Origin of the sequence: Streptomyces sp. NPDC049541, assembly GCF_044465725.1 — a bacterium.
GTDB lineage: Bacteria > Actinomycetota > Actinomycetes > Streptomycetales > Streptomycetaceae > Streptomyces.
Window position 1 is genome coordinate 457,231 of record NZ_JBITLY010000005.1, and the last position, 12,930, is coordinate 470,160.

The window sequence follows — 12,930 nt, forward strand, 5'->3', positions numbered from 1 at the left end:
CTTGCACGGCACAACCCACGGTTGCCACGCTGTTGCTGTCTGTACAACCTGATGGGAGTGGCCAGTGACTTTCGGTGAGCAGCCGGCGTACCTGCGTGTCGCGGGTGATCTCCGCAAGAAGATCGTCAATGGTTCGCTGCCACCGCACACCCGACTGCCCTCCCAGGCCAGGATCCGCGAGGAGTACGGCGTCTCGGACACTGTGGCGCTGGAGGCGCGCAAGGTGCTGATGGCGGAGGGCCTGGTCGAGGGCCGCTCCGGATCGGGGACCTACGTCCGTGAGCGCCCCGTGCCCCGCAGCGTGGCCCGCTCCGGCTTCCGCCCGGCCGGCGGCGCGACGCCCTTCCGTCAGGAGCAGGCCGACGGGGAGGGGCGCGGCACCTGGGAGTCCAGCAGCGCCCAGGCCGAGGCGAGCAGCTCCGTCGCGGAGCGGCTCGACATCAAGCCCGGCGACCGCGTGATGTGCACGAGGTACGTCTTCCGCGAGGCCGGCGAGGCGATGATGCTCTCCACCTCCTGGGAGCCCCTCGCGGTCACCGGTCGCACCCCTGTGATGCTTCCCGAGGAGGGCCCGCTCGGCGGCATGGGTGTCGTCGAGCGCATGGCCGCGATCGACGTGATCGTGGACAACGTCACGGAGGAGGTCGGCGCCCGCCCCGGCCTCGCCGAGGAACTCGTGACCCTCGGCGGCGTCCCCGGTCATGTCGTCCTGGTCATCCAGCGCACCTTCTTCGCCTCGGGCCGCCCCGTGGAGACGGCCGACGTCGTCATCCCCGCCGACCGCTACCGCGTGGCGTACCACCTCCCAGTGAAGTAGCGCACACCTTTACGGCAGTTGACCCCGCCGCCCCCTCGTCCCCACCTCCTCCGCACACCCTCGGAACCGGCCCGTCCGCCGCTGGGATCTGGCCGTTCTCGCAGGTCGCCCCACGCATGCCCGACATGCCGCTGACCCGATGCGTCGACACCCGCGCGCGGCGCATTCGATTCCGTGCGCCCCCTCGTTCTGGCCGGTTGCGTACCTCTTTGTGAAAAGACGTGTTCGCTGCGTAAAGGTAAGGCGTAGGCTCGGGCATATGCGGATTGCGGTTTCCTTAGTGGGTGGGGCACGGCACGAACCGCGGGCGAGGAGCGGTCGGGCCGCGGTGGGAAGGAGCGGTGGGGCGCGATGAACGACGGCACGATCACGCTTCCCTGGCTCGTCATTCGGCAGGACGACAACGGCAATCGCTACCGAGTGGGCCGGTACGCGACCCGGGCTGAGGCCCAGAAGATCGCGGACAGTCTCGACGACCGCGGGCACAAGCAGCTGTACTGGGTCGAGCGCATAGGCCAGAACGGGCAGAACGGAACGGCCACGGTCAACTGACTCCCGTAGGCTCCCCGCATGACGGAACGGATCGTGGTGGTGGGCGCCGCCCTGTTCGACGGCGACCGCCTGCTCGCCGCGCGCCGCAGCGCGCCTCCCGCACTCGCCGGCCGCTGGGAACTCCCGGGCGGCAAGGTCGAACCGGGCGAGAGTCCCGAGGCGGCCCTCGTGCGCGAACTGCACGAAGAACTCGGCGTGGACGCCGACCCCGTGGCCCGCGTACCGGGCGAGTGGCCCCTGAAGCCGCCGTACGTCCTCCACGTGTGGACGGCCCGCCTGCGCCCGGGCTCCCCGGACCCCAAACCCCTCCAGGACCACGACGAACTGCGCTGGCTCACACGGGGCGAGCTGTGGACGGTGCCTTGGCTGGACCAGGACGTCGAGGCGGTCCGCGAGCTGACCACTCTCCAGGGGCGCGGGGCTGTGTAGCTCCTGGGCGCCCGGCACCCCCGCGGAGCAAGCTCACGCCGTGGACGGTAATACGCCCCAGATATCGGGTATGCCCCAATTAACCCCACGAAACCGGACAAGGGTGGGCTTCTGGCCTGGGAAGTGATCGGCGTGATCGACACAGAAGGCGACTGCGCCGAGTGGAGTTTCCCCGCGGAGCCGGGAGCCGCCCGCAGTGCCCGCGCCGCCGTCCGCGGCCAGCTGCGCACCTGGGAGCTCGACGCCCTCGGAGATCTCACGGCCCTGCTGGTCAGCGAGCTGGTCACCAACTCGCTGCGACACGCCACCGGACCCATCGGGGTACGCCTGGTACGGCCCGCGGGACTGGCGGACGTCCTGTTGGTGGAGGTCTCCGACCCACTGCCCGACCCGCCGCGCGAACGCGTCGCCCGCCCCGAGGACGAGAGCGGCCGCGGGCTGCAACTCGTCGCCCACTCCTCGCGCCGCTGGGGCACCCGGCCCGGCGTGGCGGGCAAGACGGTGTGGTTCGAACTGACCTTGCCCGGCTGAGCCGGTGCCCGGTCCGGCCCTTCGGACGGTGTACGCGAACACCCGTCCTGTAGACCGACCCGATCAGGCCGGTGGCAGTGTCCGGCGCACGGGGTTCGAGGAGGTGTCGGCTGGTTAGAAGACTGGAAGTGTTGTCGCAGCCAGGGACCGAAAACCGTCGGGACCGTGCTGTGATCGTGAACACCGTGTTGTGCGGCGCCGTAGTGCTGGATACTGCGGGCAGCCGCCCCCGGTGACCGGTACCGGACGCGGTGAGCTGGAGGGGACGGTTCGCGTGAGCGAGATACCAGCGAAGGCCACGGAGTCCGAGGACCCGTCGGACGGCGCGAGGGCAGAGGCCGCGGGTGATGCCGCGGCCGATGTGACGAGCGGGACGGCGGGCGGGACGGGCCTGTCCGCCTTCGAGGGGACCGGCGCAGCACCTCACGGTGACGCCATGTGGCAGAGCAGTCCACCCGGCTCCATCTACGACTACATCAAGGTCGCGTCCTTCTCCATCGGCCCGGACGGGCTCGTCGACCAGTGGAGTCTGCGCGCCGAGCAGCTCTTCGGGATCCCCGCCGAGCACGCGGTCGGCATGGACCCCATCGAGGCGTTCATCGACCCCGACCTGCGCGAGGAGGGCCAGCGCAAGATGGCCGAGATCCTCGACGGGCGGGAGTGGACCGGAGTGGTCCCGTTCCGTCAGCCCGGCGCGGCGCCGGGGGGGAGCGGACGGGAGGGGCTCGCCGAGGTCTATGTGATGCCGACGCGGACCGAGGAGGGCGAGAAGGCCGCCGTCTGCATCGTGGTCGACGTACGCACCCTGCGCAGCATCGAGACCGACCTTGCCGCCTCGCAGTCGATTTTCGGTCAATCTCCTTTCGGTTTCCTCCTGATCGACCCCGACCTGCGGGTCCGCCGCGTCAACGAGCAGTTTGCGAACACCTTCGGCGGCACGCCCGACGACCACCGCGGCCGCGGCGTCCACGACTATCTGCAGCGGCCCGAGGCCGAGCGGGTCGCGGCGACCCTGCGCCGGGTCCTGGAGACCGGCAACTCCATCACGGACATGCATGTCACGGGCTTCGTGCCGGGTTCCGAGGACCGCCGGCACTGGTCCATCAACCTGTACCGCGTGCACAGCGGCTCCGGGCGCCCCATCGGCGTCGCCTGGCTCGGAACCGACATCACCTCCCGCCGCGCCGCGGCCCGCGAGGCCGCTGCCGCGCGGCGCAATCTCGCCCTTCTCAACGAGGCGGGCGCCCGTATCGGCAACTCCCTCGACCTGGAGACCACGGCCCGCGAACTCCTCGACGTCGTCGTCCCCGGCTTCTGCGACCTCGCCACGGTCGACCTCTACCAGGGGCTGCTGGCGGGCGACGAGACCCCGCCGGGCCTCGCCGACGGCAGCGCGGAGCTGCGCAGGGTCGCCTTCGCCAGCGCGGTCTCCGACGCGCCGTTCGTCGGGGGCGGCGCGCCCGTGGCCGTCGGGGCGGTCCACCACTACCCCTTCAACTCCCCTTGTGCGGACGCCCTGCGCACCGCCCGCCCCCAGGTCGTCCCTGCCGAGGAGGGCGGCCTCGTCCAGTCCACGCTGGCCGTGCCGATGGTCGCCCACGACACCGTCGTAGGACTCGCGCAGTTCGCCCGTACGAAGGGCAGTGAGCCGTTCGGGGACCGGGACCGGGATCTGGCGGTGGAGCTCGCGGCGCGCGCCGCCGTCTGCATCGACAACGCGCGGCTGTACCGCCGTGAGCACGAGCGGGCCCTGATACTGCAGCGGTCGCTGCTCCCGCCGGGCGACCCGGTGGCCTCCGGTCTGGACATCGCCTGCCGCTATCTGCCGGGCAACTCCTCCGCGGACCGCCCCAGCGAGGTCGGCGGCGACTGGTTCGACGTGATCGAACTGCCGGGGCACCGTACGGCGTTGGTGGTCGGGGACGTCATGGGCCGCGGTCTGCGGGCGGCGGTGGCGATGGGCGAACTCCGTTCGGCGGTACGGACACTCGCGCTCCTCGACCTCGAACCGGCGGAGGTGCTGAGCGCGTTGGACGAGATCGCCCGGGGCCTCGGCGCACCCGGTGGTGTCCAGCAGGCCACCCGCGCGGCCCGCCGGCCCCGTGAGGCGGACCTCTCCGAGGTGTACCTCGCCACCTGCGTCTACGCGGTCTACGACTCCGTCACGCGGCGCTGCACGTTCGCCAACGCGGGCCATCTGCCGCCCGTGCTGGTGGAGCCCGGGGAGGACGCGCTGATGCTCGACGTGCCGCCGGGCATGCCGCTGGGCGTCGGCGGGGAGCCCTTCGAGGAGGTGGAGGTCGAACTACCCGAAGGCGCACTGTTGGCGCTCTACACGGATGGACTGGTCGAATCGCGCGACCATCCGCTGGACGAAGGCCTCCAGGCGTTCGTCGGCGCGCTCACGGACCCCTCCGCGCCCCTGGAGGACGTCTGCGACCAGGTCCTCAACACCCTCGACACCCACCACGGCGAGGACGACATCGCCCTGCTGATGGCCCGTGTCCAGGGACTGCCCGCCGATTCCGTCGGCGACTGGACGCTGCCGCGCGAGCCGCGCAGCGTGGGCAGAGCCCGGGAGTACGCCCGCGGGCAGCTGCTGTCCTGGGACCTCGAACCCCTCGTCGACACGACGGAGCTGCTGGTCAGCGAGCTGGTCACCAACGCCCTGCGGTACGGCGAGGGTGAGATAAGACTGCGGCTGCTGTTGGACCGCACCCTGGTCTGCGAGGTCTGGGACTCCGGCCTCGTCCAGCCGCGTCGGCGCCGCGCCCGGGACACCGACGAGGGCGGCCGTGGCCTCCAGCTGGTCGGCCTCCTGAGCGCGGCCTGGGGCTCCCGCCGTACGCCGCGCGGCAAGACGGTGTGGTTCGAACTGCCGCTGCCGGACGGGGAGACGGGGCTGGCGGATCCGGCGGAGGCGTTGCTGAGTCTGTTTTGAGCGGGGGTGCCTATTGGGTGTGGGGTTCCTGTTGCCGGCGACTGCCGGTGCGCGTGGTTGCTCGCGCAGTTCCCCGCGCCCCTAGAGGGCGCTGCCGCGCCCTCTTCGGGCCCGGGTGTGTGGGCCGCCGAAGCTCGATTCCGGCGGAGGCGTTGCTGAGTCTGTTTTGAGCGGGGGTGCCTATTGGGTGTGGGGTTCCTGTTGCCGGCGACTGCCGGTGCGTCGTGGTTGCTCGCGCAGTTCCCCGCGCCCCTAGAGGGCGCTGCCGCGCCCTCTTCGGGCCCGGGTGTGTGGGCCGCCGAAGCTCGATGGTGCGCCATCGCCCAACAGCACCCCACCGAGGACCGCCCCCGCGAGGCCGCTCTCGTGCTCGGCAGCCCCGGCCACCGGGTTGCCGTGCAGCCGTACGTCCCGTTCGGCGAGTTCGCGGGCCCGGCGGGCCAGGGCGTCGGCGGTGAGCAGGGCCGAGGGCTCCTCGGCGAGGAGCCGCTTCGCCTCCGCCAGCCGGGTGCGGGCCGTGCTGCCGACGGCACCCCGGTGTGTCGTGACGAAGGCGTCGGCCTCGGCCACGGCACTGCGGGCGACCAGCGACGCGGCGGCCGACAGTACCCCGGCCCGCCCCACGCCCACCGGCAGGAGCCCCCGCACCAGCAGCCGGAGGGCGTCGAGCGGGTCGTAGGGCCCGGCCGTCAGCTCCTCTCGTACGGCGGTCAGGACGAGGTCGGCGTGCGCGGCGCGGGCGTGCAGCTCACCGGCGGGGACGTCGCCCGCGCCCGTCCGCGCGCCCGCGAGTTCCGCCTCCGCCCCGGTGAGCGCGGCCGGCACCAGCTCCGCGGCCGCGGCCAGATCGGCGGCGAGCCGCTCGATGCCGGCCACGAACACCTCGGCCTGCGCTGTCGCCCCCTCGGCGGCCCGTAGCTGCCGTGCCGCGTCCGCTGCCTCGCCCATGTCGGCCGCCTGACGGGCCTGGTTCAGCCGGGTCGTGGCGAACACCAGGCGGTCCTTGGCCTGTTCGGCATGCCCGATGACGGCGTCGACCGCGGCGGAGCCGTACCGCCCGGCGAGAGCGGCCAGGGTCGCCCCGGCGCCTCCGGTACGGGCGGTCAGCGCACGGAAGCGTTCCTCCGCGACCTCCAGTGCCTCGCCCAGACCCTCCGCCGTCTCCAGCGCGCGCAGCAGATCGAACCCCGCGGCCTCCGCGTCCAGCCGCCGCCCCGCCTCCTGACACCGCCCGATCATCCCGGCGAGCGCATGCCGCCGGGCCGCCTCGTCCTCCGGTACACCGTCGTCGTACTGCTGCCGCATCCGGAACGCGGCGGACAGCTCGGCCTCGGCGTCCCGCACGGCCCGTACGAACGGCGCCACGGAATCCGCCCCGGACCGCGCCTCGGCGAAGTCGAGCTCCTCCCGGCTGGTGCGCACCCAGTCGTCGGCCCCGGCCAGCAGGACCCGTACCCGCTCGTCGAGTTCGGAGAGCGGCGGCGCGGCGGGCCCGGCGGGGGCCGGGCCACCACCCGGCGTCGTACGCGTCCGGGCGCGCCGTGTGCGCCGCACATACCCGTACCCCGCGACCACCACCACCGCGCCCGCCGCGACGACCGGCAGCACCAGATCGGCGGCCGAGGTCCCGTTCTGCTGCGGCGCGGCGGCGCTCGCGGCGGCCGGCTGCGCACGGGCGGCCGGAACCGGCACCTCACTGTTGATCGTCATCCACGGCAACACCAGCCACACCACCGCGGCCAGCCCGCCCACCACGGTGTGCAGCACCCGCACGGATATATGAGCGGTGGCCCGCCGCGGCCGGCCCCGGATCAAGGGTGACGTCACATTTCGGAGCGTATGAGCAGGAATGCGGCCGCGCGACCGGGGTGGGTCAGGGGTGGGGGAGGCCGAGTGGCATGGGACGGGAGCGACGAGGGGGAGTGAGCGGTATGGACCGGGCTCGACACACGGGGCAATCCCCGACGGCCGACCAATCCAACGGAACGGACAATCCGCCCAACAGGGCCGACGACACCGACACAACGCCCCAAACCCCCACGGGGGAGCCACTCGCGCCCTCACATGCTCCCGCGGCCGCCGACGGCGGGGACGCCCCGTTGGTGCCATCCGCATCCGCCGGGGAGGAGGCGCTCGCGCCCAGGCGTGCTCTCGTGGCCGCCGACGGTGAGGGTGTCCAACTGGTGCCACCCGCATCCGTCACAGGGGATCCGTTCCCGACCCGGCATGCTCCCGCAGTCGCCGACGGCGGGGACGCCCCGTTGGGGTCGCCCGCATCCGCCGGAGAGGAATCGCTCGCGCCTTCGCACGCTCCCGCGGCCGCCGACGGCGGGGACGCCCCGTTGGGGTCGCCCGCATCCGCCGGAGAGGAATCGCTCGCGCCTTCGCACGCTCCCGCGGCCGCCGACGGCGGGGACGCCCCGTTGGGGTCGCCCGCATCCGCCGGAGAGGAATCGCTCGCGCCTGCGCGCACTCCCGCGGCCGCCGGCGGCGGGGACGCCCCGTTGGGGTCGCCCGCATCCGTCAGGGAGGAGCCGCACGCGCCCCCGCACGCTCCCGCAGTCGCCGACGGTGAGAACCCCCCACTGGGGCCACCCGCACCCGACGACGAAAGTAGTACGGGTGGTGCGGGTGGGAACGAGAAGGCCGATGGCGAAGCCGAGGCGAGACAGCCGTCGGCCCGTCGATGGCGACGTCTGGCCCTCGCCGTGGTCCTGGCCCTCCTCGTCCCCCTCCTCACCGCCGAATCCGCCCTTCGCCTCAACTACACCGGCGACCCCAAGGACGGCACGTACACCAGAAACCGCGACGCCATCTGGCTGGGCCACGCCTGGGTCGACGGCCGCAAGACCGACGCCGACGTCACAGCCCTCGCCGACCGCCTGAAGACCACCGGCATCCGCGACCTGTACGTCCACGCAGGCCCCCTGGAGCACAACGGCACCCTCCCCAAGTCCGCGTACAGCAAGGCGACTTGGCTCATCAAAACCCTGCACGGCCGAGCGCCGCGGCTCCGCGTCCAGGCCTGGCTCGGCGACGTACTCGCGACCGAGGGCCCGACGGGCATGCGCCTGGAGCGGCCGGCGACCCGTGCGGCCGTCGTCGCCTCCACCCGCGAGATCCTCGCGGCCGGCTTCGACGGCGTCCACTTCGACCTGGAGCCCCTGCACTCCGGCGACCGGAACTACCTCACCCTCCTCGACTCCCTCCGCTCCGTCACCAGGGCGCACCACGCCCTGCTGTCCGTCGCCGCCCACCAGATCGACCCGCTCCCCGGCTTCCACGCCTTCTGGGGCACGGTCGCCGGACACCCGAAGTGGTGGTCGCAGAGGTTCTTCGGCCAGGTCGCACGCCGGGTCGACCAGATCGCCGTGATGTCGTACGACACCATGCAGCCGCTGCAGAGCCTGTACGGCGGCTACGTCGCCCAGCAGACCTCGCTCGCCCTGGAGGTCACCCCGCCCACGACCGACCTGCTGATGGGCCTGCCCTTCTACCACGAGAACCGGTTCGGCCACTGGAACCATGCCGAGACCGCATCGGCCGCCGTCCGCGGCGTCCGCCTCGGCCTGTCCCGCACGGACGCGGACCGGTCCCGCTTCGGCGTCGCGCTCTACGTCGACTTCGCGGCCACGGAGGCGGACTGGAGGGCGTACCGGGACGGCTGGGTCCGCTGAACCCGGCCGTCCCGCCCGAGGCCTACGAGGACCGCCGCCTGATCTTCGACCCCAGCCACACCAACGGGTCGTACTTGCGGTCGACCGCCCGTTCCTTCAAGGGGATCAGCGCATTGTCCGTGATCTTGATGCCCTCGGGGCAGACTTCGGTGCAGCACTTGGTGATGTTGCAGTAGCCGAGCCCGTGTTCGTCCTGGGCCGTCTTCTTGCGGTCCAGGCCGGTCTCGGCCGCCGCGTCCAGCGGATGCATGTCCAGCTCCGCGACCCGCATCAGGAAGCGCGGCCCCGCGAACGCGGTCTTGTTCTCCTCGTGGTCGCGCACCACATGGCAGGTGTCCTGGCACAGGAAGCACTCGATGCACTTGCGGAACTCCTGCGAGCGGTCCACGTCCTCCTGCATCATCCGGTACTCGCCGGGCCCCACACCCTCCGGCGGCACGAACGCGGGCACCTCGCGCGCCTTGGTGTAGTTGAACCCGACGTCGGTCACCAGATCCCGTACGACCGGGAAGGCGCGCAGGGGCGTGACGGTGATCGTCTCCTCCCGCGTGAACACCGACATCCGCGTCATGCACATCAGCCGCGGCCGCCCGTTGATCTCGGCGGAGCACGAACCGCACTTGCCCGCCTTGCAGTTCCAGCGGACCGCCAGATCGGGCGCCTGGGTGGCCTGGAGGCGGTGGATGATGTCGAGCACCACCTCGCCCTCGTTGACTTCGACCGTGAAGTCCTCCAGGCCGCCGCCCTTGACATCGCCCCGCCAGACCTTGAAGCGGGCCTCGTAGCTGCTCACTCGTACAGCTCCTCTTCGGCGAGGTACTTGACCAGCTCCTCCTTGTCGAAGAGGGCGAGCAGGTCGGCGCGGATGGGTTCGGTGGTCTCACGGGAGAGGGCGATCTGGCCCTGCACGGGGTCCGTCGCCGCAAGGCCGCCCGTGGGGTCGATCAGCTCGCACAGCAGATTGATGTTGCGCCACTTGCGGTCCATCGTCGGATGGTCCTCGCGGGTGTGGCCGCCGCGCGACTCGGTGCGTTCCAGGGCCGCCCGGGCCACGCACTCGCTGACCAGCAGCATGTTCCGCAGGTCCAGCGCGAGATGCCAGCCGGGGTTGAACTGGCGGTGCCCCTCGACACCGGCCCGGCGGGCCCGTACCCGCAGCTCCGCCAGCTTCTGAAGCGCCTGCTCCATCTCGCCCTCGCGGCGGATGATGCCGACGAGGTCGTTCATGGTCTGCTGGAGTTCCTGGTGCAGGGTGTACGGGTTCTCCGGCGGGCGGCCGTCGTCCTCGCCCTGCGCGGGACCCTCGGCGGAGAAGGGGCGCAGCGCCTCCGCGGCCGCGGTGTCGACCTGGACCTCGTCGACGGCGGGGCGTTCGAAGGCCAGGGCCGCCGAGTACTCGGCGGCGTGCCAGCCCGCCCGGCGTCCGAACACCAGCAGGTCGGAGAGGGAGTTCCCGCCGAGCCGGTTGGAGCCGTGCATGCCTCCCGCGACCTCGCCGGCCGCGTACAGCCCGGGCACCCCGCGTGCGGCGGCGGTGTCGGACTCGACCGCGATGCCGCCCATCACGTAGTGGCAGGTCGGCCCGACCTCCATCGCCTCCGCGGTGATGTCGACGTCCGCCAGTTCCTTGAACTGGTGGTACATGGACGGCAGCCGGCGCCGGATGACCTCGGCGGGCATCCGGGTCGACACGTCCAGGAAGACCCCGCCGTGCGGGGAGCCGCGGCCCGCCTTCACCTCGGAGTTGATCGCGCGGGCGACCTCGTCACGCGGCAGCAGTTCGGGAGGACGCCGGTTGTTGTCCGGGTCCTCGTACCAGCGGTCGCCCTCCTCCTCCGACTCCGCGTACTTCTCCTTGAAGACGTCGGGGATGTAGTCGAACATGAACCGCTTGCCGTCGGAGTTCCTCAGCACCCCGCCGTCGCCGCGGACCGACTCCGTGACGAGGATCCCCTTCACCGACGGCGGCCAGACCATCCCCGTCGGGTGGAACTGCACGAACTCCATGTTCAGCAGCGGCGCCCCGGCCAGCAGCGCCAGCGCGTGCCCGTCGCCCGTGTACTCCCACGAGTTCGACGTCACCTTGAAGGACTTGCCGATGCCGCCCGTCGCGATCACCACGGCAGGGGCTTCCAGGACGAAGAAACGGCCGGTCTCACGCTCGTAGGCGAAGACACCGGAGACCCGGCTGCCGTCCTTGAGGACCCTGGTCACCGTGCACTCCTGGAAGACCTTCAGCCGGGACTCGTAGTCGCCGGTCTCGCGGTGGTCCTCCTGCTGGAGGGAGACGATCTTCTGCTGGAGCGTGCGGATCAGTTCGAGGCCCGTACGGTCGCCGACGTGCGCGAGGCGCGGGTACTCGTGGCCGCCGAAGTTGCGCTGGGAGATCTTCCCCGCCTTCGTACGGTCGAAGAGGGCGCCCCAGGTCTCCAGCTCCCACACCCGGTCCGGGGCCTCCTGCGCGTGCAGCTCGGCCATCCGCCACTGGTTGAGGAACTTGCCGCCACGCATGGTGTCGCGGAAGTGCACCTGCCAGTTGTCGTGCTCGTTGACATTGGCCATCGCCGCCGCGATTCCGCCCTCGGCCATCACCGTGTGCGCCTTGCCGAACAGCGACTTGCAGATGACTGCCGTGCGGGCGCCCCGCTCGCGCGCCTCGATGGCGGCCCGCAGCCCGGCGCCCCCGGCGCCGACCACGACCACGTCCCACTCCTGGCGGTCGACCACGGACATCAGAAGGCACCCCTCATCAGAAGAATCGCGGATCGTCGAAGGCGCCGGACGCCACCAGATAGACGTAGAAGTCGGCGAGCGCCACGCTCACCAACGACGCCCAGGCGAGCAGCATGTGACGGGCATTCAGCTCCCCCACGAACTGCCAGGCCTTGTAGCGCACGGGATGCTTGGAGAAGTGTTTGAGCTTGCCGCCGACGATGTGCCGGCACGAGTGGCACGAGATCGTGTAGGCCCAGATCAGCGTGATGTTGACCAGGAACACGACGGTGCCGAGGCCCATGTGGCCCCAGTTCTCGTGCGTGTCGCGGAAGGACAGCACCGTGTCGTACGTCAGCACGCCCGCGACCAGGATCGCCGCGTAGAAGAAGTACCGGTGGATGTTCTGCAGGATCAGCGGGAAGCGGGTCTCACCGGTGTACTTCTTGTGCGGCTCGGCCACCGCGCAGGCCGGGGGCGAGGCCCAGAAGCCCCGGTAGTAGGCCTTGCGGTAGTAGTAGCAGGTCAGGCGGAAGCCGAGCGGGAAGATCAGGATGATGATGGCGGGGGAGATGCCCCACCAGCTCCCGAAGAGGTCGGCGTTCGGGCCCGACGGCATGTTCTTGCAGTTCTCCGCCAGACACGGCGAGTAGAACGGGGAGACATACGGCGCCGAGTAGTAGTCCGCGTTCGCGAAGGCCCGCCACGTCGAGTACACGATGAAGGCCAGCAACCCGGCCGCGGTGGCGGCCGGAGCCAGCCACCAGCGGTCGGTCCGCAGATGCGGGGCGTCGATCGCGGCGCGCGTACCGGTGCGTACGCCGCCGCTGTTCAGATGTGGTTCCGTACCAGTGGCCAACTCATGACTCCGGTCGGGTTCAGGGGGCGTGGCGGTCGCGGGCGCCGAGTCCTTCGTCGTCCGTGTCGATCCACAGCGAGGGGTCGTACGGGGTGTCGGGGATGGTGACGAGTTCCGGCTTGCGCGGTGCGCTCGGAGTCGACGCCGCCTCGCGCAGGAGCGCGACGCTCTCCCGCAGGTGATCGGCGTCGGCGCGGACGCGGCGTATGTCCAGACCGCCGCTGCCCAGCTGCTTCTCCAGGCGGCCCACCGACCGGGACAGGTCGTCCAGGCAGCGCTGCATTGTCGTCAGGTCGTCTTGCACGGACATGACGTGACCTCACTTCCATGGGCCGTCAGGCCTCAGGTGGCAACGTTCATGCGCCTGCGAGTGTTGCGCGTCACACCTGTCGGTGGGAAGGGATGTGCAGCG

The 12,930-nt window shown here is 71.4% G+C and carries 11 protein-coding genes; 6 read left to right on the forward strand and 5 right to left on the reverse strand.

Translation table 11 applies throughout. The features are described 5' to 3' along the window. Nucleotides 1–64 precede the first annotated feature (64 nt). The 5 genes from ACIBW9_RS21440 to ACIBW9_RS21460 all read left to right on the forward strand — a co-directional run bounded on the left by ACIBW9_RS21440 (nt 65) and on the right by ACIBW9_RS21460 (nt 5,270). Nucleotides 65–817, forward strand: coding sequence for a GntR family transcriptional regulator (locus ACIBW9_RS21440; protein ID WP_351462160.1), 753 nt, complete (start codon nt 65–67; stop codon nt 815–817). A gap of 351 nt (nt 818–1,168) precedes the next feature. Then, nucleotides 1,169–1,369: an SPOR domain-containing protein gene (locus ACIBW9_RS21445; RefSeq protein ID WP_351462159.1), complete on the forward strand. Its 201-nt coding sequence runs from the start codon at nt 1,169–1,171 to the stop codon at nt 1,367–1,369. Between the two features lie 18 nt (nt 1,370–1,387). After that, nucleotides 1,388–1,798, forward strand: a complete 411-nt coding sequence (locus tag ACIBW9_RS21450) for a (deoxy)nucleoside triphosphate pyrophosphohydrolase (protein ID WP_398957244.1) — start codon at nt 1,388–1,390, stop codon at nt 1,796–1,798. A 123-nt stretch (nt 1,799–1,921) separates the two neighbouring features. Then, entirely contained in the window at nt 1,922–2,329 is a 408-nt protein-coding gene (locus ACIBW9_RS21455; RefSeq protein WP_398957247.1) for an ATP-binding protein, read from the forward strand. 274 nt (nt 2,330–2,603) lie between these two features. Next, complete coding sequence (locus tag ACIBW9_RS21460; protein WP_398957249.1) at nt 2,604–5,270, forward strand: SpoIIE family protein phosphatase; 2,667 nt, start codon at nt 2,604–2,606, stop codon at nt 5,268–5,270. Nucleotides 5,271–5,522: 252 nt separating this feature from the next. Here the strand turns inward: ACIBW9_RS21460 and ACIBW9_RS21465 are convergent, their stop codons facing one another. Continuing rightward, nucleotides 5,523–6,980 (reverse strand): hypothetical protein, encoded by a 1,458-nt coding sequence (locus tag ACIBW9_RS21465; protein WP_398957649.1) that lies wholly within the window; start codon nt 6,978–6,980, stop codon nt 5,523–5,525. A gap of 794 nt (nt 6,981–7,774) precedes the next feature. Here ACIBW9_RS21465 and ACIBW9_RS21470 point away from each other — a divergent pair. Then, nucleotides 7,775–8,947: a hypothetical protein gene (locus ACIBW9_RS21470; protein WP_398957250.1), complete on the forward strand. Its 1,173-nt coding sequence runs from the start codon at nt 7,775–7,777 to the stop codon at nt 8,945–8,947. 22 nt (nt 8,948–8,969) lie between these two features. On the opposite strand, the gene ACIBW9_RS21475 is transcribed toward ACIBW9_RS21470, so the two are convergent. The 4 genes from ACIBW9_RS21475 to ACIBW9_RS21490 are packed head-to-tail and all read right to left on the reverse strand — an operon-like array spanning nt 8,970 to nt 12,828. After that, nucleotides 8,970–9,740: a succinate dehydrogenase/fumarate reductase iron-sulfur subunit gene (locus ACIBW9_RS21475; RefSeq protein ID WP_398957252.1), complete on the reverse strand. Its 771-nt coding sequence runs from the start codon at nt 9,738–9,740 to the stop codon at nt 8,970–8,972. Beyond that, on the reverse strand, nt 9,737–11,680 hold the full coding sequence (locus tag ACIBW9_RS21480; protein WP_398957254.1) for a fumarate reductase/succinate dehydrogenase flavoprotein subunit: 1,944 nt from the start codon (nt 11,678–11,680) through the stop codon (nt 9,737–9,739). The genes ACIBW9_RS21475 and ACIBW9_RS21480 overlap by 4 nt, the downstream gene beginning before the upstream one ends. Before the next feature lie 16 nt (nt 11,681–11,696). Next, on the reverse strand, nt 11,697–12,518 hold the full coding sequence (locus ACIBW9_RS21485; RefSeq protein ID WP_398957256.1) for a hypothetical protein: 822 nt from the start codon (nt 12,516–12,518) through the stop codon (nt 11,697–11,699). Between the two features lie 19 nt (nt 12,519–12,537). Next, the gene (locus tag ACIBW9_RS21490; RefSeq protein WP_398957258.1) at nt 12,538–12,828 is read right to left on the reverse strand and encodes a hypothetical protein; all 291 of its coding nucleotides are present in this window, start codon (nt 12,826–12,828) and stop codon (nt 12,538–12,540) included. Nucleotides 12,829–12,930: the final 102 nt, after the last annotated feature.

What these genes read in the sequence shown, in the direction of transcription:
- ACIBW9_RS21480 (WP_398957254.1), bottom strand. Translation starts at nt 11,680, where the DNA reads ATGTCCGTGGTCGACCGCCAGGAGTGGGACGTGGTCGTGGTCGGCGCC.
- ACIBW9_RS21450 (WP_398957244.1), top strand. Translation starts at nt 1,388, where the DNA reads ATGACGGAACGGATCGTGGTGGTGGGCGCCGCCCTGTTCGACGGCGAC.
- ACIBW9_RS21490 (WP_398957258.1), bottom strand. Translation starts at nt 12,828, where the DNA reads ATGTCCGTGCAAGACGACCTGACGACAATGCAGCGCTGCCTGGACGAC.
- ACIBW9_RS21445 (WP_351462159.1), top strand. Translation starts at nt 1,169, where the DNA reads ATGAACGACGGCACGATCACGCTTCCCTGGCTCGTCATTCGGCAGGAC.
- ACIBW9_RS21465 (WP_398957649.1), bottom strand. Translation starts at nt 6,980, where the DNA reads ATGACGATCAACAGTGAGGTGCCGGTTCCGGCCGCCCGTGCGCAGCCG.